Source organism: Streptomyces sp. NPDC023573 (assembly GCF_055559735.1).
Window position 1 is genome coordinate 56,622 of record NZ_JBVHKB010000010.1, and the last position, 17,925, is coordinate 74,546.

The following is a 17,925-nucleotide window of genomic DNA, read 5'->3' on the forward strand; positions in this document are numbered from 1 at the left end:
CTACAACCGTGCAGCGCTCCGCGGAACCAGCCCCGGAACACCCGCGCATCTCACCGACGAAGACACCCTCGCTCGACCCCTTGACATCGCCCCACGGAGGCCCTGTCATGGAAATGCATACGTATTCCAAACGTATTCCGAACCAAGGGAGCAGTCATGCCCGATGTCGTCGTGTCCACCGCCGAGCTGGGGCGCCGCACGGTCCGCCGCAGTGACTTCGTCTCCTGCAACCAGGCCTTCATCGACTGCCGGACGCCGGGCTCCGACCGGAAGGAGAACTACGCCATGATCGGGCCCGGCGTCTCGCAGGCCGCCGGCCAGCACGTCAATCTCCGGTTGCCGCACGGATACAACATCGGTGCGGCCGCCATGCCTCACGGCGTCACCAACAACCTGCACCTCCACTACACGGCCGAGGTGTTCGTCTGCACCGAGGGCGAGTACCTCCTGCGCTGGGGCGCCGACGGCTCCGAGGGAGAGCACCTTCTCAAGGCAGGGGACATCGCGTCGATCCCCACCTGGATCTTCCGCGGTTTCACCAACACCGGCCCCGACGACGGCTGGATGTTCACCGTCCTCGGCATGGACCACACGGGCGGCATCATCTGGGGCCCCTCGGTACTGCGTGAGGCCGAGGGCCACGGCCTGTACCTCACCGCGGACAACGAACTGATCGACACGGTCGCCGGTGACCGGGTACCGGCCGGGACCGAGCTGACCGAGCCGATGGCCCAGGAGCACATCGACCGGCTGCGCCACTACAGCGCCGAGGAGATGAAGCGGCGCGTAGCGGCTGCGGACGAGCTGGTGTGGTCGGAGCGGCCCTTCCTCGACAGCACGCTGCCGGGCGGCGGAGCACGGCTCAGCTGCGTCATCGGGTACGGCATGACCGAGGACCTGCACCAGGAGCCCCGGATCTTCAACCCCCACGGACACAACGTCGCCTGGCTGCGGGCCGACCCGGGGCAGGGCGTCTCCTTCCACCGGCAGCACGAGACGCAGACGCTGATCGTCAAGGACGGCCTGTGGGAAGTCACGCTCAACCGCACCGATCCCGTGTCGGTGCGCCTGGGACCGCGCGACATGCTCTCCGTACCGCAGGACGCCTGGCGCACCCTGCGCAACGTCGGCGACGGACAGGGCGACCTGATGGTCGTCAACTCCGGTGACGGCCGGGTTCGTCTGGAGTGGGACGACGAGGTCGCCAAGAGCGCCGCCGACGCGGGGCTCGGCCTCGACCACAACGGCTACGTCGCGCCCTACGCGCTGCTGCCCCGCTCCGCGCGCCGCTGGTGACCGCCGTGCGCGGCGGCGGGCCGGCGAGCCCGCTCCCCCTGGTCGTGGTCCCCGGGATGCTGTGCGACGCGAGCCTCTGGTCCGAGGTGGTGTTCCCCGAAGGCCACCCGCCCCGGCACGTCGAACTGACGAAGCCTGACATCGGGGCCATGGCGGAGGATCTGCTGTCCTCGGTGCCCGGCCCGTTCGTCGCGCTCGGGCTCAGCCTCGGGGCCATCGTCGCCTTCGAGGCGCTGCGACGGGCACCGGAACGGGTCCACGGCCTCTGCGTCATGTCGACGAACGCGGGCCCGCCCCGACCCGAGCAGTACGCCGCCTGGCGCGCGATGGACGGACTGATCGCCGACGGCAGGTTCGCGGACGTCGTCGAACAGACGCTGCCGGGCATGTTCCCCGTGCCACGGCCGCCGGACGAGTCCGCTGACCGCTACCGGCGCATGGCGTATGCCGTGGGCCCCGAAGCGGCCCGCGCCCAGCTGGCCGCGCAGGCGACCCGCCAGGACGCCACCGGTGCGCTGCGCACCGCGCGGTGTCCGGTGGTGGTCCTGTCCGGGGCACGGGACGCGTTGTGTCCGCCGGAGTTCCACCGGGCCGTCGAGCGGGCCGCGCCGGACGCGGAACTGCGCTTGGTGCCCGGGGCCGGCCACCTGCTGCCGTGGCAGAGCCCGGCCACCGTCTCAGCCGCGCTGCGGGACCTGCTGGTCCGCGTGCGGGCCGCACCACCGACGGCAGCCCGGAGCTCCGCGCATACCGCGTCCCCGGCCGCCTGAACCCCCGGGCGGGCACTCACCGAGCCCCTCCCGCCCGCCCTCATGTCCTTGAATCCCACCCTCCCCTCACCCGCGAAGAAGGCCGTCATGCCTCGTTTCCTCAAGTCCCCCGTGCCCGCCGGTCAGGTGCGCGCCGCCCGCGCGGATGTCGCCGAGCGCGTCCGCGCCATTCTCGAAGACATCCGCGAACGGGGCGACGAAGCGGTCCGCCAGTACTCCGAGAAGTTCGACGGCTGGAGCCCGGAGTCCTTCCGCCTGAGCCCGGAGAGGATCGACAAGATCATCTCCGGTGTGCCGGAGACGGTCCTGGAGGACATCCGCTTCGTGCAGCGGCAGGTGCGCACCTTCGCCCAGGCACAGCGCGATTCGCTGCACGACGTCGAGATCGAGACCCTGCCCGGGGTCCACCTCGGGCACCGGCACGTTCCCGTGGCCGGAGCGGGTGCCTACGTACCCGGTGGCCGTTACCCGTTGACCGCGTCGGCACACATGACGATCGTGACCGCGAAGGTGGCAGGGGTGGAGAGGGTCGCCGCCTGCACCCCGCCGATCCGGGGCGAGATACCCGCCGCGACGGTCGCGGCGATGCATATGGCGGGTGCCGACGAGATCTACCTGCTGGGCGGCGTCCAGGCCGTGGCGGCGCTCGCCATCGGCACCGAGACGGTCGGCCGGGTGCCGCTGATCGCGGGACCGGGAAACGCGTACGTGGCGGAGGCCAAGCGCCAGCTCTTCGGCGAGGTCGGCATCGACCTCTTCGCGGGTCCGACGGAGATCCTGGTGATCGCCGACGAGCACGCCGACCCGTTCGTGGTGGCCGTCGATCTCCTCTCGCAGGCCGAACACGGCCCGGACTCACCCGCCGTGCTCGTCACCACGTCGGAGGAACTGGGCCTGGAGGTCGAGCGCCACATCGAGCGGCTGCTGCCCGGCATGCCGACGAAGGACTTCGCCGGACCGGCCTGGCGCGACCACGGCGAGATCGTCGTGGCCGACTCCCTGGACGAGGCCTTCCGGATCGCGGACTCCTACGCCAGTGAGCACGTGGAGGTCCTGACCGAGAACCCGCGCCAGGCTCTTGACCGGATGACCGACTACGGCGCCCTCTTCCTCGGGGAGGGCACCTGCGTCTCGTACGGGGACAAGGTCATCGGCACCAACCACGTGCTGCCGACCCGGGGAGCCGCGCGGTACACCGGAGGCCTGTGGGTGGGGAAGTACCTCAAGACGGTGACCTACCAGGAGGTCACGGACACCTCCTCGTCGGCTCTGCTCGGTGAGGTGTGCGGGCGGGCCGCACGCGTCGAGTTGTTCGAGGGGCACGCCCGCTCCGGTGACGTGCGGGCCGCCAAGTACGGCAACGGCACGCTGCCGTGGAACGACGAGGCGGGCGCATGAGCGGCGACGCACAGCGTCTGACCGGGCGCACCGCCCTGGTCAGTGGAGGCGGCAGCGGCCTCGGTGCGGCCATCGCACGCTCGCTGGTGTCCGACGGAGCCCGTGTGGTGCTCACCGGCCGCAGTGAGCACACCCTGAAGGAGACGGCCTCGCGTCTGGGTCCGGACGTCACCCACGCGGTCTGCGACGTGTCCAGGCCGGATGACGTCGCGAGGCTCGCCGAGAGCCTCGCGGACGAGGAGATCTCCGTGCTCGTCAACAACGCCGGGATCGCGGGTCCGGTGGCTCCCCTGACCTCGGTCTCGGCCGAGGACTGGGACGAGGTGTTCGACGTGAACGTGCGCGGGGTGTTCCTGATGTGCCGGGCCTTTCTTCCCGCCATGACGGCGCGGGGCACCGGGGACGTGGTGAACATCGCCTCGGTCTCGGGGAAGCGGCCGCTGCTCCGGCGTACGCCCTACTGCGCGTCGAAGATGGCGGTCATCGGTCTGACCGCGACCCTGGCCGGGGAGGTGGGACCGCTGGGGGTCACGGTGAACTCCCTGTCCCCAGGACCTGTCTCGGGGCCCCGGATGGAGCGGAACTTCCGCCTGGAGGCGGAGCGCACCGGCAGCAGTTACGCCGAGGCCGAGGAGGCGTTCGTATCGCGCTCGGCCCTCGGCCGGATGGTGAGCGAGGAGGAGGTCGGCGCCGCGGTGAGTGCGATGCTGCGGATGCCCGGCCTGTGCGGTGCGGACATCGACCTCTCCGCGGGGATGGTGGCGCGGTGACGGCGGGACGCACGGGCCGCCGCTCCCTCAAGGCGCGGCTCACGGCCGGTGAACGGCTGTACGGCGCGCTGTTGCGACTGCCCTCGGAGACTCTGGTGGAGATGGCGGGGGTCGCCGGCCTCGACTACGTGGTCATCGACTGCGAGCACGGGCCGGCGGACACGGCCCTGCTCCAGCACCATCTGACGGCTGCGGCGGCGCAGGGCATCGACGTCCTCGTCCGGGTGGGCACCTCCGAGCCGGCTCTCGCCCTGCGGTGCCTGGACCTGGGCGCCGCAGGTCTCATCCATCCGCACATCGACTCCGCACAGGACGCGCGACGGGCGGTGGCCTCGGTCCACTACCCGCCTCTCGGGACGCGGGGGTTCGCCACGTACAGCAGAGCCGGACGCTTCGGGACCGTCTCCGCGGCCGCCCATGTGGCGGCCTCGCGGGACACCCTGGTGGTGGCGATGGTCGAGACGGAGAGGGCTTGCGCCTCCGCCGGGGACATCGCGGGAACGCGAGGCGTGGACGCGGTCCTGGTGGGCCCCGCCGACCTCGCGGCGGACTGTTCCTTCCCCGGACAGGACATGATCGACGGTCTGGTCTCCACGGCCCATCGGGCCACCCGCGAGGCGGGCCGGGCGGTGATGACGATCGTCCCGGGTGCCGAGGCCGCCAGGGCGGCCGAGCGGGCCGGGGCGCAGCTGGTGCTCTACAACACGGCCCATCTCCTGATGGACACGTTCCGGTCCCTCCCCGGGCCTGCGGACAGGGCCGGCAGACCCGCGTGACGCGGGGCCGCGAGCCTCTTGACGACCTCCGCCGGGCTCCCTAATGTTCGGCAGACATTCATACGTATGCATCACCAGGCCAATGCGCGATCGGAGAAGTCATGTCCGCTGTAGCGCCGCCCACCGCAACAGCCCCGACCTCAGGGGCCGATCCGGAGAAGCGGAAGGCGATACGCCGAGCCATCGGCGCGGGAAGCATCGGAAACTTCGTCGAACAGTTCGACTACGGCCTCTACGGGTACATGGCGCCGGTTCTGGCCCCCGCCTTCTTCCCGGAGAGCGATCCGACGGTGGCGGTGCTCAGCACCTACGCCATCATCGCCATCGCATGCCTGTTCCGCCCCCTGGGCGGGACGCTCGTCGGCCGCTGGGGCGACCGGGTGGGCCGTAAGAAGACCCTGCTGTGGACCATCGCGTTCATGGGCGTGACCACCGCCCTGATCGGCGCACTGCCGACCTACCACCAGATAGGGATCCTCGCGCCGCTGCTCCTCCTGCTGCTGCGCGTCGTCCAGGGCATGGTCTCGGGCGGGGAGTACGTCGGGGCCGTGGCCTTCATCGTGGAGTGGGCGGAACCCGACCGGCGGGGCTACTACGCCTCGTACGCCTCCAACAGCTGTTTCGTCGGAATCCTCGCCGGGGCCGGCACCGCCGCGCTCACCAGCTGGGTCTTCGAAGGACCCGCGCTCGACTCGTGGGGCTGGCGCATCCCGTTCCTGCTGGCACTCCCGCTGAGCGCGGTCGGGATCTGGCTCCGGAGGCACATCTCGGAATCACCCGAGTTCGTCCGGGCCACGGACGGCGGCACGGAGGTCGTCAAGTCGCCGATCCGGGAGGCCCTGCGCACGCAGTGGCGTCCGATCCTCGTGCTCTGCGGCGTCTCCGTCATGCTCGCGATCCTGTCCTACAGCTGGGTCACGTTCTATCCCGAGTACCTGACCGGCACACTCGGACTGCCCCGCTGGATGGCACTCACGTCCAACGCGATCTCTGTCGCCGTCCTCATCCCGCTGCTGCCGCTGGCCGGCATACTCTCGGACCGGATCGGGCGTAAGCCCATGCTGGTCGCCGGCGCCGTCGCCTGCATCGTCCTGGTGCCGCTGGCCTTCCGGGTCGGCGAGGGCGGCACCTTCGGCACCGCGGTCGCGAGCCAGCTGATCTACATCGTCCCCGAGTTCTTCCTGACCGGCATCGTCACGGTCTGCACGGCGGAACTCTTCGCCACGCGTACCCGGTTCAGCGCGAGCGCCATCGCGTACAACAGTTCGTTCTCCATCTTCATGGGCATCACCCCGTTCGTGGCGACGCTGCTCGTCAGCAGCTTCGACACGATCTACGCCGTGTGGGTCTACCTGGCGGCGGCCGCGGTCATGGCGCTCGTCGTCGTGAGCGCCTTCATGACGGAGACGTACCGGAGCCACCTGGGAGCCGACAAGTTCGCCCGGTGACCAGCATGCGGTCCGCCGCACCGCCGCCCGCACCCCTCCGGTGAACAGAGCCCCACGCGCACCCTTCCATACATACGCATACACATCCCTGACGAAAGGCCATCCGTCATGCCGCTGGACCCCGCTGCCTACCTCCCCTACAAGGACCCGGACGACTTCATCCGAGAGGTCACCGACCGCATCTGGGTGGACCGCGACATCGACCACATCGTGGAGAACTACGAGCCGGACTCGATCGTCCACACCGGTCTGGGCACCGTGGTGGGCCGCGACGGGGTGATCGAAGGCAGCACCATGCGCATGGGCAGCACGCCCGGTCACATCGGCCAGGCCGAGGACGTGGTGTGGGAAGCGCGTGGAGAGGACGCCTTCCTCAGCTCGCACCTCGTCTTCTCCGCCGACGAACACCTGGTGGACGGCCGCAACATCCGCATCCGTAAGCGCACGGTCGCCAACTGCCTCTACCGCCGGGGCCGGATGGTCGAGGAGTGGGTGGTCCGCGACGAGCTGGCGGACTGCCTGCAGCGCGGCGGCGACCCGGACGAAGCGGCCCGGGCCCTGCGGTTCCAGGGCTACAGCGGGTCGATGACCGAGGAACCGCCCAAGGACGTCCTGCTGGCAGGCGTCAGCGGTCCACGTCCCGACGAGTTCCGGCCCGAGTGCGAGATGGTGCTGGAGTTCATCGAGGACGTGTGGACGCGGCGACGGCTGCACAGGGTCAACGACTTCATGGTGCGCGACCTCTTCCTGCACACGATCGGCGACCGGACCGTGATCCGCCCGGAGCGCTATCAGAGCGACCTGCTGGCGATGGTCGGAGCCTTCCCCGACGCCCGGTTCGCCGTGCGGGACGTACAGACCAACTACGCGCCGCGGTACGCAGGTCTTCGGGTGGCCGTCACCTGGACCATGCACGGCACCTACCGGGGCACGCCGGTCTTCGGTCAGCTGACGGACAAGCCGGTGACCGTCCTCGGGGTGTCCCAGTTCCTGATCCAGGAGGGGCGGATCGTCAAGGAGGTCCGCGTCTACGACGAGATCTCACTGCGCGCCCAGATCAACAGCACGCGCGGAGACGGCCCCGAGGTGGAGGCCAACATCTACTGACGGCCGGTCGTGTACCGGAGACGGGCTCCGGCCGGCCCTGCCACAGGTGTGCCCTGCTCCTGTGGCGGGGCCGGCCTCCCGGTTCCTGCTCCGATGACAGGCCGGTGTCACGCCTGGTGTGCCGGGCCGCCGTCCCCGTCGTCCGGCCCCAGGCCGGGCGCCGGGCCCGTACTCCCGCGCGGGACGAGCTCCACCGGCAGGACCACGTGCCGCTCACCGTGCGCGTCGGGGTCGTTGATCACACGGTGGGCCAGCTCCGCGGCCGCCTCGCCCAGCCGGCGGGCCGGCTGGGTCATCGTGGAGAGGCCCCAGGGCTCTGCCATGGAGTGCCCGTCGAAGCCCAGCACGGACACCCGCTGCGGCACCGGGACGTTGACTCCCCGCAACACCGTGAGGAGCCTGAAGGCCATGTCGTCCGTCTCGGCGAAGATCGCCGTAGGGGGCTCGGCGAGGCTCAGCAGCCGCCCCACCGCCGCTTCCAGGCTCGGGCCCTGCCAGTGGGCGACCTGGCGGACGAGTTCGGCGTCCTGGGCGATGTCCGCTTCCGCCAGGGCCGTGCGGTACCCGTCGAGGCGAGCCCGGCTGCTCCAGGCGAAGCCCGAGGCGTCGGCGGGCTCCAGATAGGCGATGCGCCGGTGGCCGAGATTGATCAGGTAACGGGTCCCGCGTCGGGCCGCCTCCACGTCGTCCACGTAGACACTGCCCCTGCCCTCTTCGTGCTGGCTGACGAAGACCAGGGGCATGCCCAGGTCGTCCAGACGCGCCCGCTCCTCGGGGGAGAGCGCGAAACTGACGACCAGCAGGGCGTCGGCGTTGCGCCGTGCCGGTAGACGGTCGAAGAAGTGTGCGCGCTGCTCGGCGTCGATGACGCTGTAGACCAGCATGTCCAGACCGGCCGCGGTGAGTGCGGGTGCCATACCGGCGAGTGCCGCACCCAGGAACCAGGAGTCGAGGTTGGGCACGAGAACTGCGACCCGGCCCGTACGCCCCGTGACCAGACTGGACGCGCTGCGCGAGATCGCGAACGACAGCTCGCGCGCCGCCTTCTCCACGCGCGCCCGGGTCTCCGGGGACACCGTCGACAGACCGCGCAGTGTGCGGGAGACCGTCGAGGGCGAGACTCCGGCCCTCTGCGCGACGTCCGCCAACGTGGCGCCCTTGTCAGCGGTTCCAGCGGTTTCACCAGCCATGCGCGGGACGTTAACACACCCATCATCTGGTCTGCGCACGTAGAATGACAGCGCTGTCAACTCGCATTCTCCTTGAGCTAAGTCGGTTCTGACCGTTGACACTTCAGCAAAGGGCTCCGTACTTTGCTAGCGCTGTCATCAGGCAGCCCGAAAGGAGAGGAGCACGCCATGCCCCTGCACCGCAGAGCACTGCTGACGGGCGCCGTGACCGCCACCGCGGCGGGTCTGCTGGCCGGATGCGGAGGGAAGGACCTCGACGACCTGCTCACGCAGGCCTCGGTCGTTCCCAAGAGGCCTGCCCGGCTGACCTGGTGGGTCTCCGAGATCCCCTCGCGACGGGGCTCTGTCGTCGCCGACCTGGTCATCCGTGCCTTCGAGCGGCGCCATCCCCGGATCCGCGTGTCGAAGATCAACGCGCTGTCCACTTCAGACGGCAACCGCAGCGCCATCGCCACCCAGCTCGCCGGCGGCTCCGCTCAGCCCGACGTGTATCTGGGCGACACGACGTGGCCCGCGCAGTTCGGTCACTCCTCGCTCGCGCTGCCGTTGGAGAAGCTGCTCCCGGACGGCTTCTGGGACGCCTACCCCGCGGCACTGCGGAGCAGCTCCACCTTTCAGGGCAAGGCCTACGCGGTGCCGTTCTTCATCGACAGCAGCTACCTCTTCTACCGTAAGGACCTGCTCACCAAGCACGGGCTGCGCGTTCCGCGCAGCTGGGAGGAGTTGGTGCACACCTCCCGCACGGTGCAGAGCGCCGGTGACGCGGAAGCCGGGTTCCTGTGGCAGGCGTCGGTGACCGAGTCGCTCACGGCCAATGTCACCGAGTTCCTCGCCGACGCGGGCGCCGCCGTCCTGGACGACCGGGGAAGGGCCGCGCTGGGCGGCCCGGAGGCGGAGCGGGCGTTCTCGCTGATGGCCGAGTTCACCGCCCGCGGGATCACGCCGCGCACCGTGGCGACGTACGAGGAGTCCGACGCGCAGGACGCCTTCGTCACCGGGCGCGGGCTGTTCCTGCGCAACTGGTCCTACGCCTGGGTCAACGCGAGCACTCCCGCGGTCTCCCGCGTCGCCGGAAAGGTCGGGGCGGCGCTGCGTCCGGGCTTCGAGGGCACCGGCCGTTCCGGTGTCTCCTGTGCCGGGGGCTGGAGCAATCTCGTCAACCCGAGTTCCCAGGAGCTGGGCGCCGCCATGGAGTTCGCCCGGTTCTGTGCCGGGAGCGAGGTCCAGCGACTCCTCGCCCGCGAGGCCGGTGTCATCCCGGCGATGACCTCCGTGCTGGACGGCCGGGAGGCGCGCGCCGCCGGCGACCCGACGGTCCTGCGCGCGGCCGGTCTGCGCCTCGTGGCCCGGCCCACTCAGACCCCGTACTACCCACAGGTCAGCAAGGCGCTGTACACCCCGGCGAACGCCGTCGTGCGCGGCAGCCTCTCCCCTGCGGCCGGCGTCCGCGCCGCGCGCGAGGGGCTGCGTACAGCACTGGAAGGAAACGCCCTGTGAGTTCCGTACAGCAGACGAAGAGGGCGCGGACACCGTCGCAGGGCGAGGGCGAGGGCGAGGGCGACGCCACCCACGCCGATCCGTCGCGCCGGCCGCCGGGGAAGACGCTTCCGGGCTTCGCCGTCCGCCGCCGCGCTCGCACCGGGTGGTTCTTCGCCTCCCCCGCGCTCCTGGTCATCGGCGCGGTGACCGTCTTCCCTGTCGTCTTCTCGCTGGTGCTGTCGTTCTTCGAGGTCCGCCTGGAGTACGGCGGTCTGCGGCTCGGCTCTCCCACCCTCGCCCATTACGAGGCGCTGCTGACGCACTCCGAGTGGTACCGGGCGCTTCTGTTCACCTTGGGCTTCACGATCGTCTCGGTCTTCGTCGAGCTGGTGCTCGGAACGCTGGTGGCGCTCGTCCTGGAACGGCTCGGAGCCGCCCGTGGCTGGATCCTCGCGCTGCTCCTGCTGCCCTGGGCCCTGATCAACGTGGTCGCCGCACAGCTGTGGTCGTACCTTTTCAACGGCACCTACGGCGCGGTGGGCTGGCTCTGCGAGCAGGTGCTCGGCATCCGGCCCGACATCCTGGGGGAGCCGGTGCCCGCTATGGCGGCGATGGTGGTGGTCGACGTGTGGAAGACGACGCCGTTCGTCGCCATCGTCGTCCTCGCCGGACTGATGCTCATCCCGGCAGACGTCTACGAAGCCGCGGAGATCGACGGTGCCGACGCGTGGACGACGTTCTGGAAGGTGACGCTGCCGCAACTGCGCCCCATCGTCGCCATCGCCGTCCTCTTCCGCATCCTCCAGGCCTTCGGGATCTTCGACCTGCCGTTCGTGCTCACCCAGGGCGGCCCCGGCACGGCCACCCAGTCGGTGGCCATGCTCGGATACCGGATCCTCTTCCAGAACCTCGACTTCGGGGGCGGCGCAGCCGTCGCCGTCACCACCGCGGCCATGGTCCTGGGCTGCTGCCTGTTGTTCCTGCGCGTCTTTCGGACCCAAGTCGACGAGGAGGGCCGGGCATGAGCCGCCACGTCCCGCGCACAGGCGTGCGCCGCTATGTCAATGTCGTGAACCTCGGCGGACTGCTGATCGCCGTGTGCGCCCTGCTGCCCTTGCTCTGGATGACGTCCGCCTCCCTGAAGGGGCCGGGCGAGATCAGTGCGACACCGCCCTCACCGCTGCCGGCCGACCCCACCCTCAGCAACTACGAGACCGCCTTCGTGCGCAACGGGATCGGCCACTACTTCCTCAACAGTGTGGTCGTCGCCTGCGTCTCGACCGTGCTGATCCTGTCCCTGGCGTTCTTCGCCGGCTACGCCCTCGCCCGGCTGCCGCTGCGCGGACGCGGGGCCGTCATGACCGTACTGCTGATGCTGTCGGTGTTCCCGCCGATCGCTCTGCTGGTACCGCTGTTCCTGATGGAGCGGCAGGCCGGACTGCTCAACAGCTATCCGGGCCTGATCATCCCGTACGTGGCACTGAACCTGCCGTTCGCGATCTGGATCATGCGTAACTACCTCAGTGGCATTCCGGGTGAGCTGGAGGAGGCCGCGGTGGTCGACGGCGCGGGCCCGCTGCGTACCGCCCTGACGGTGATCCTGCCGCTGGCCCGGCCCGGGCTGTTCACGGCAGGCGTGTTCGCGTTCACCGCGACCTGGTCGGAGTTCCTGCTCGCGCTCACGTTCAACGGCTCCGATGACCGGCGCACCGTCTCCGTCGGCATCGCGCTGTTCACCAGCCAGTACCAGGTCCCGTACGGCGTGATCTTCGCCGGCGCGATGGTGGCCACGGTCCCGATCGCGCTCCTGGTGCTGATCTTCCGCCGGTCGGTCGTCTCCGGCATGACCACAGGCGCTGTGAAGGGCTGAGCGGCCACCTGAACCCGCGCAGGACCGCTCACCGCCGACCGACCCCCCGCCCGCACATCCGCACCCCATCCGGGGACACGCCCGAGAGGCTCACATGCACCACCACGACACCCCCGCCGCCTCCCCGCACGACGCGGACTGGTGGCGACAGGCCGTCATCTACCAGATCTACCCCCGCAGCTTCGCCGACTCCGACGGTGACGGCATCGGAGACATCCCCGGCATCACCTCCCGCCTGCCCTACCTCGCCGGCCTCGGCGTGGACGCCGTCTGGCTGAGCCCGTTCTATCCCTCCCCGCTCGCCGACGGAGGTTACGACGTCGCCGACCACCGCGACGTCGACCCACGGCTCGGCACCCTCGACGACTTCGACGAGATGGTCGGTGCGGCCGGCCGGCTCGGCCTGAAGATCATGGTCGACATCGTCCCCAACCACTCCTCCGACCAGCATGTCTGGTTCCAGGAAGCGCTCGCGGCCCCGCCGGGCTCGCCCGCACGCGAGCGCTACGTCTTCCGCGACGGCCGCGGGGAGGCCGGTGAACTGCCGCCCACCGACTGGCCGTCCAGCTTCGGCGGCCCCGCCTGGACCCGGGTGCCGGACGGACAGTGGTACCTGCACCTCTACGCCCCCGAGCAGCCCGACTTCGACTGGGAGAACCCCGAGGTCCGCGAGGACTTCCACGAGACCCTCCGGTTCTGGTCCGACCGGGGCGTCGCCGGCTTCAGGGTGGACGTCGCCCACGGTCTCGCCAAGGACCTGCGCGAGCCGCTGCGCGACCTCGGCGAGCAGCTGAGTTACCAGCCCGGCGCACTGCCGGTCGACGGCAGTCATCCGCTGTGGGACCGGGACGCGGTGCACGAGATCTACCGCGGCTGGCGGCAGGTCTTCGACGCCTACGACCCGCCGCGCTTCGCCGTCGCGGAGGCATGGGTGCGTGCCTCGCGGCGTATGGCCTACGCCTCCGCGGACGGTCTGGGCCAGGCGTTCAACTTCGACTTCCTCGGCGCACGGCTCGACGCGGCCGAGATGCACACCGTCATCGACTCCGCGCTCGCCGACGCCCGTGACGCGGGGGCGACCAGCACCTGGGTGCTCTCCAACCACGACGTGGTGCGCCATGTCTCGCGTTACGCCCTGCCGGGCGACTACGCCAAGCCCGACGTCGAGGCGTGGCTGCTCACCGACGGCCGGGAACCGGCCCCGGACCTGGCGACGGGTGTGCGCAAGGCGCGCGCCGCGGCGCTGCTGATGCTGGCTCTGCCCGGGTCCGCGTACGTCTATCAGGGCGAGGAGCTGGGGTTGCCCGAGGTCGCGGATCTGGACCGGGCGGACCTCCAGGACCCGATGTGGGTACGCAGCGGCGGGCGCGTCAAGGGCCGTGACGGCTGCCGGGTGCCGCTGCCATGGTCCCAGGAGGGCGGCGCGAGCTTCGGGTTCGGCCCCGGTGGCTCGTGGCTGCCGCAGCCCGCCGACTGGGGCCGGTACGCCGCGGACGTGCAGAGCGGTGACAGGGGGTCCTTCCTGGAGCTGTACCGCGAGGCCCTGCGGCTGCGCCGCACACTGCTCGCGGACGAGGCTCTGGAGTGGGTCGGACCGCGTGAGCAGTCGCTCCGTGGGATGCTGCACTTCGCCCGTACGGGCGGCTGGCACACCGTGAGCAACCTGTCCGACGAGCCCGTCGCGCTGCCGCGCGGTGAGGTTCTCGTCGCCTCCGGCCCACTGACCGGTGACGAGCTCCCGCCGTGGACCACCGCCTGGCTACGTGCCGGGTCCCCGTACGGCCGCTGAGAGGGTGTCCGGCCCCTCGCATCGCGAGGGGCCGGTGGTGCCGCCGGGTCCGAAGGCCGGAGGAAGCGGCCGTTCAGGCGGTCACCCGCGAGACCGGCCGGCTCACGGGCGGAGCCCGCGGCGCCAACGCTCCGGGTCGATCCGGCCCGCGTAGAGGGGGAGTTCGACGGGCGGCTGATCATCCGCGAACGGGTCCCAGACACGGGTGAGGCCGGCGGTCCCCCGCGCGCGCACCCGGCGCGCCTCGGCGAGGTCGAGGACGTCCGTCAGAACCTCCTCGGGGCCGGGCCCCGCCTCGGCACGCATGTCCCCCTCCGGCCCCACGACGACGCTGCGCCCGACACCGTCCGGCGCCGCCGCGTTGAGGCTCGCCATGAACACCTGGTTCACAATCGCGTTGGCCTGCGCGAGCACGACCTCCTGAGCACGGTCGACGGTAGGTGTGCGCACCAGGTTCAGTACGAGATCGGCGCCCTGCCACGCCAGGTGGCGCGTCGTCTCGGGGAACCACGCGTCGTAGCAGATCGTCAGCCCTACACGCCCGTGACCCTCCATGTCGAAGACGACGAACGTGCTGCCGGACGCCGTGGTCTCGTAGGGCCGCCACGGAAAGATCTTCCGGTACGCCGCGACCCGTTCGCCCGTGGGTGAGTAGACGGGAGCCGTGTTGTAGATCCGGCTGTCCGCGCCCCGCTCGTAGACACTGCCGGGCACGAGCCAGATGCCCAGCTCGCGAGCGAGGGCCGCCAGCCGCGTGCCGCGGGGGCCGTCCAGCGGTTCGGCCGCCGCGGTCATGACCGTCTCGGGGTCCTCCCCGGTCCTGTGGCCGCACAGGTGCAGTTCCGGGTAGGCGAGCAGCCGGACACCGGGATGCGCCTCCGTGACACCACGCACCTCCGCGGCGAACGCGTCCGGGTCGTCGGCGGCGTGATGCCGCGCGGCCGTCTGGACGAGGCCGATCGGCAGGGGCGTCGTCATCGCAGGGCAGCCTTCCGCAGGGTGTGTCCAGGGGCGTGGACGAGCCAATCATCGAGCCTTCGACGGGACAAGATCCCCTTTCCCAGTGCCATCCACAGGGCGACCCAGCAGCAGTACGTGCACGCCCCCGCCAACTCGGCGCTGTTCTCGTATAGCTACCGCCAGGTGGCCTGTAGCGCTGAGTAACCTTCCGGCAACAGTTGTGGTTTTCTGATCTTCGCTCCGGGTCCGCCTCGCCACCCTGTGGTGATCCAACGCGGCAGGACTGGGAGCCGGAAGACCTGATCGGGGTCTGGACGCTGCTCGAAGACGACATGAAGAAGGTGCGGAACAAGTCCGGGGCGACCAGTGGCCCAGCAGGTGAGGGTTCCAGCCGGGGCGTGGGCGGACTACGACTGGCAGGGCGACCGGATCAAGCGGCACCGCAAGGAGATCCGGGAGGCGTACGGGTTCAGGGCGAACACCGAGGAGGACCAGGAGCGGCTGGCCGAGTGGCTGGCCTCCGAGCTGTGTCCGGTGGAGTTATCGCGGGAGCGGCTGGCGGCGGCGGTGGTGGCCCGGTGCCGTAACGACCGCATCGAGCCGCCAGCCCCGGGGCGGGTCGGGCGGCTGGTGGGCAAGGCGGTCACGGACTTCGAGGCCCAGTTCTGCCGCAGCAGGGTGGAGCGGATCTCGCACGCGACACGCTCGCGCCTGGAGGACCTGGTCGCCGGCAGCGCGGACGAGATGGGCGAGGGAGCGGACGGTGAGGGTGCGGTGTCGGGCGGCGGGCGGTCCCACTTCGCTGAGCTGAAGACCGACCCGGGGGCGCCGGGACTGGAGAGCCTGCTGGCGGAGGTGAACAAGCTGAACCGGGTGCGGCGGCTGGAGTTACCTGCGGACTTGTTCGCCGACGTGTCGGAGAAGCTGGTGGACGCGTGGCGGGCGCGGGCGTCGAAGGAGTACCCGGCAAACCTGGAGCGGATGAAGCCGCCGCGGCGCCTGACGCTGCTGGCCGCGCTGTGCCATGTGCGGCAGACGGAGATCACCGACTCGCTGGTGGACCTGTTCATCCAGTTGGTACTGAAGATCAACACGCGGGCGGAGCGGAAGGTCGACAAGGAGCTGAACGCCGAGCTGAAGAAGGTCCGGGGCAAGGAGGGGATGCTGCTGCGGGTCGCGGAGGCGGCGTTGTCCGAGCCGTCCGGCACGGTGCGGCGGGTGATCTATCCGGTGGTCGGCGGGGAGAAGGCGCTGGCGGCGGAGGCCGCATCGAACGAGGCCCGCTAGAAGGCGAGGATCCGTACGGTGCTGCGGTCGTCGTACTCGGCGCACTGGCGGCGGATGCTCTCGCCGCTGCTGGGCGCGCTGGAGCTGAAGTGCAACAACACCGCCTACCGACCGGTGATGGACGCGATCGACTTGCTCCAGCGCTACCTGGAGCAGCCGCTGAAGGAGGGCGCGTTCTTCGATCCGGCGGAGAGCGTGCCGTTGGCGGGGGTGGTGCCCGAGCCGTGGCGGGCGGCGGTGGTGGACGCGAAGGGGCGGGTCGAGCGGATTCCGTACGAGCTGTGTGTGCTGGTGGCGCTACGGGACGCGGTGCGGCGGCGGGAGATCTGGGTGGTGGGGGCGAACCGGTGGCGTAACCCGGAGGACGACCTGCCGGCGGACTTCTGGGACCTGATCGCCCAGCAGTACGACCAGATCGTGAAGTACACCACCGCCCTGCGCCTGGGCACCGCCGAGGCCGAGCAGGTCCTGCGCCGGTTCACTCGGGGCGGTCCCAAGCACCCCACGTACCAGGCGATCGAGGAACTCGGACGGGCGGTGCGTACGGCGTTCGTGTGCGACTACCTCGCCGACGTCGAAATGCGCCAGGAAATCCACGAAGGACTCCAGGTGGTGGAGAACTGGAACTCCGCGAACAAGGACCTCTTCTACGGCAAGGACGGCGACCTGGCCGGTGCGGACAAGGAGTCCCAGGAGGTCAGCATGCTCGCGCTGCACGTGCTCCAGTCCGCGCTGGTGCACGTCAACACGCTGCTGATGCAGGAGGTCCTGGCCGATCCGAAGTGGGCGGACAGGCTCACCGACGCGGACCAGCGGGCCCTGTCGCCGCTGTTCTGGACCCATGTCAATCCGTACGGCCGGTCCGAGCTGGACATGAACAGCCGTCTCGTTCTGGACCTGCCCGTTCGGGCAACTGTGCCCGGTCCTCGTACCCCGAGCGGGGAAGCAGCCGTAGCGCCGACGTGACACCCGCGTTGAGGGCAGCACGCGGGGTGCGGCCGCGCTATGCCGGATTCCCTGCCATCGGGGCTGGTGGGCTCTTATGTTGAGGCGTCGAGATGGCTGCGGATCTGTGCGATGACGACGGAGACGAGCTGGTCGAACTGGGTGTCCGCGGTGGGGATGGGCAGCGCGGCGGCCTGGCGCAGGGCAGGGAGGTCGAGATCGGCGTGGGCGGCCAGCCATACGTCGGGGACGAGCGTGCCGCGGTCCGTCGTGGCGTGCGTGGGGGGGCGGTCGACCACGAGCGCGAAAGAGAGCATGAGCAGGGAGAGGTGGCGGTGTACCTCCAGGGCAGTCGGGAAGCCGATGCCGATGCCGTGCAGGAGTTGGAGGAAGCGGTCGAGGTTGAGCAGGCGGTTGGGGTGCACGGAGGTGGGGGGCGCGTCCTCGTCGAGGGAGACCAGCAGGGCGCGCGGCCAGCGCCGGTACAGCTTGCGCAGCGACCTCGCATAACCGGCGACGGATTCCTCCCAGGCCGTGGGGTCCAAGGGAGGGGGATTCCAGGAGTCGAGCATGAGCCCCAGGGCGAGATCGACGACGTCCTGGCGGTCCTCGACGTAGTTGTACAGAGCCCGCACGGTCACATTGAGTTCAGCGGCCAGGGCGCGCATGGTGACGGAACGGAACCCCTGCGTACCAGCCATCTCCAGCGCCTTCGCGGCGATGGCCTCCCGGGTGAGGACAGGGCGGCCCTTGCGTGTCGTGGGGCGGCGGCGGGAGGTGGCAGGCATGGCGCCATCGTACGGCCCCCCGCTTGAACTTCACACACGTTGACTTTTAGCG

Annotated in this window: 15 protein-coding genes and 1 pseudogene; 13 read left to right on the forward strand and 3 right to left on the reverse strand. The window is 70.3% G+C overall.

Translation table 11 applies throughout. The features are described 5' to 3' along the window. Window positions 1–156: 156 nt before the first annotated feature. The 7 genes from ACZ32T_RS28425 (at window position 157) to ACZ32T_RS28455 (ending at window position 7,565) form a co-directional block, all read left to right on the forward strand. Entirely contained in the window at window positions 157–1,296 is a 1,140-nt protein-coding gene (locus ACZ32T_RS28425) for a cupin domain-containing protein (RefSeq protein ID WP_467265261.1), read from the forward strand. Then, entirely contained in the window at window positions 1,293–2,066 is a 774-nt protein-coding gene (locus ACZ32T_RS28430; protein WP_467369738.1) for an alpha/beta fold hydrolase, read from the forward strand. The genes ACZ32T_RS28425 and ACZ32T_RS28430 overlap by 4 nt, the downstream gene beginning before the upstream one ends. An 87-nt stretch (window positions 2,067–2,153) precedes the next feature. Beyond that, window positions 2,154–3,464 carry a histidinol dehydrogenase gene (gene hisD / locus ACZ32T_RS28435; RefSeq protein ID WP_467369741.1) on the forward strand — a complete coding sequence of 437 codons (1,311 nt, stop codon included), beginning with the start codon at window positions 2,154–2,156 and terminating at the stop codon, window positions 3,462–3,464. Continuing rightward, entirely contained in the window at window positions 3,461–4,234 is a 774-nt protein-coding gene (locus ACZ32T_RS28440) for an SDR family NAD(P)-dependent oxidoreductase (protein ID WP_467265255.1), read from the forward strand. Before hisD ends, ACZ32T_RS28440 begins: the two co-directional genes overlap by 4 nt. Then, window positions 4,231–5,010, forward strand: a complete 780-nt coding sequence (locus ACZ32T_RS28445) for an HpcH/HpaI aldolase family protein (protein ID WP_467369743.1) — start codon at window positions 4,231–4,233, stop codon at window positions 5,008–5,010. Before ACZ32T_RS28440 ends, ACZ32T_RS28445 begins: the two co-directional genes overlap by 4 nt. Window positions 5,011–5,111: 101 nt before the next feature. After that, window positions 5,112–6,458 (forward strand): MFS transporter, encoded by a 1,347-nt coding sequence (locus tag ACZ32T_RS28450; RefSeq protein WP_467265251.1) that lies wholly within the window; start codon window positions 5,112–5,114, stop codon window positions 6,456–6,458. A gap of 108 nt (window positions 6,459–6,566) precedes the next feature. After that, window positions 6,567–7,565 (forward strand): nuclear transport factor 2 family protein, encoded by a 999-nt coding sequence (locus ACZ32T_RS28455; RefSeq protein WP_467369745.1) that lies wholly within the window; start codon window positions 6,567–6,569, stop codon window positions 7,563–7,565. Between the two features lie 107 nt (window positions 7,566–7,672). Here the strand turns inward: ACZ32T_RS28455 and ACZ32T_RS28460 are convergent, their stop codons facing one another. Then, a complete protein-coding gene (locus ACZ32T_RS28460) occupies window positions 7,673–8,755 on the reverse strand; it encodes a LacI family DNA-binding transcriptional regulator (protein WP_467265247.1) in 1,083 nt (360 codons plus the stop codon). Window positions 8,756–8,923: 168 nt separating this feature from the next. Here ACZ32T_RS28460 and ACZ32T_RS28465 point away from each other — a divergent pair, with 168 nt between their 5' ends. The 4 genes from ACZ32T_RS28465 to ACZ32T_RS28480 all read left to right on the forward strand — a co-directional run bounded on the left by ACZ32T_RS28465 (window position 8,924) and on the right by ACZ32T_RS28480 (window position 13,893). Further along, window positions 8,924–10,252: an extracellular solute-binding protein gene (locus ACZ32T_RS28465; protein WP_467369747.1), complete on the forward strand. Its 1,329-nt coding sequence runs from the start codon at window positions 8,924–8,926 to the stop codon at window positions 10,250–10,252. Beyond that, entirely contained in the window at window positions 10,249–11,259 is a 1,011-nt protein-coding gene (locus ACZ32T_RS28470) for a carbohydrate ABC transporter permease (RefSeq protein ID WP_467369749.1), read from the forward strand. The genes ACZ32T_RS28465 and ACZ32T_RS28470 overlap by 4 nt, the downstream gene beginning before the upstream one ends. After that, the gene (locus ACZ32T_RS28475) at window positions 11,256–12,104 is read left to right on the forward strand and encodes a carbohydrate ABC transporter permease (RefSeq protein ID WP_467369751.1); all 849 of its coding nucleotides are present in this window, start codon (window positions 11,256–11,258) and stop codon (window positions 12,102–12,104) included. Before ACZ32T_RS28470 ends, ACZ32T_RS28475 begins: the two co-directional genes overlap by 4 nt. A 94-nt stretch (window positions 12,105–12,198) precedes the next feature. Next, window positions 12,199–13,893 (forward strand): glycoside hydrolase family 13 protein, encoded by a 1,695-nt coding sequence (locus ACZ32T_RS28480; RefSeq protein WP_467369753.1) that lies wholly within the window; start codon window positions 12,199–12,201, stop codon window positions 13,891–13,893. A 102-nt stretch (window positions 13,894–13,995) separates the two neighbouring features. On the opposite strand, the gene ACZ32T_RS28485 is transcribed toward ACZ32T_RS28480, so the two are convergent. After that, a complete protein-coding gene (locus ACZ32T_RS28485; RefSeq protein WP_467265237.1) occupies window positions 13,996–14,871 on the reverse strand; it encodes a carbon-nitrogen hydrolase family protein in 876 nt (291 codons plus the stop codon). Window positions 14,872–15,231: 360 nt separating this feature from the next. On the opposite strand from ACZ32T_RS28485, the gene ACZ32T_RS28490 reads away from it, so the two are divergent. Beyond that, entirely contained in the window at window positions 15,232–16,140 is a 909-nt protein-coding gene (locus ACZ32T_RS28490) for a DUF4158 domain-containing protein (protein WP_467369756.1), read from the forward strand. Between the two features lie 384 nt (window positions 16,141–16,524). Continuing rightward, a pseudogene (locus tag ACZ32T_RS28495) lies at window positions 16,525–17,037 on the forward strand (Tn3 family transposase); the annotation flags it as partial. Between the two features lie 143 nt (window positions 17,038–17,180). Here ACZ32T_RS28495 and ACZ32T_RS28500 read toward each other — a convergent pair. Next, on the reverse strand, window positions 17,181–17,873 hold the full coding sequence (locus ACZ32T_RS28500; RefSeq protein ID WP_467369758.1) for a TetR/AcrR family transcriptional regulator: 693 nt from the start codon (window positions 17,871–17,873) through the stop codon (window positions 17,181–17,183). Window positions 17,874–17,925: the final 52 nt, after the last annotated feature.

What these genes read in the sequence shown, in the direction of transcription:
- ACZ32T_RS28460 (WP_467265247.1), bottom strand. Translation starts at nt 8,755, where the DNA reads ATGGCTGGTGAAACCGCTGGAACCGCTGACAAGGGCGCCACGTTGGCG.
- ACZ32T_RS28450 (WP_467265251.1), top strand. Translation starts at nt 5,112, where the DNA reads ATGTCCGCTGTAGCGCCGCCCACCGCAACAGCCCCGACCTCAGGGGCC.
- ACZ32T_RS28465 (WP_467369747.1), top strand. Translation starts at nt 8,924, where the DNA reads ATGCCCCTGCACCGCAGAGCACTGCTGACGGGCGCCGTGACCGCCACC.
- ACZ32T_RS28485 (WP_467265237.1), bottom strand. Translation starts at nt 14,871, where the DNA reads ATGACGACGCCCCTGCCGATCGGCCTCGTCCAGACGGCCGCGCGGCAT.
- ACZ32T_RS28440 (WP_467265255.1), top strand. Translation starts at nt 3,461, where the DNA reads ATGAGCGGCGACGCACAGCGTCTGACCGGGCGCACCGCCCTGGTCAGT.
- ACZ32T_RS28480 (WP_467369753.1), top strand. Translation starts at nt 12,199, where the DNA reads ATGCACCACCACGACACCCCCGCCGCCTCCCCGCACGACGCGGACTGG.
- ACZ32T_RS28500 (WP_467369758.1), bottom strand. Translation starts at nt 17,873, where the DNA reads ATGCCTGCCACCTCCCGCCGCCGCCCCACGACACGCAAGGGCCGCCCT.
- ACZ32T_RS28425 (WP_467265261.1), top strand. Translation starts at nt 157, where the DNA reads ATGCCCGATGTCGTCGTGTCCACCGCCGAGCTGGGGCGCCGCACGGTC.
- hisD (WP_467369741.1), top strand. Translation starts at nt 2,154, where the DNA reads ATGCCTCGTTTCCTCAAGTCCCCCGTGCCCGCCGGTCAGGTGCGCGCC.
- ACZ32T_RS28455 (WP_467369745.1), top strand. Translation starts at nt 6,567, where the DNA reads ATGCCGCTGGACCCCGCTGCCTACCTCCCCTACAAGGACCCGGACGAC.
- ACZ32T_RS28475 (WP_467369751.1), top strand. Translation starts at nt 11,256, where the DNA reads ATGAGCCGCCACGTCCCGCGCACAGGCGTGCGCCGCTATGTCAATGTC.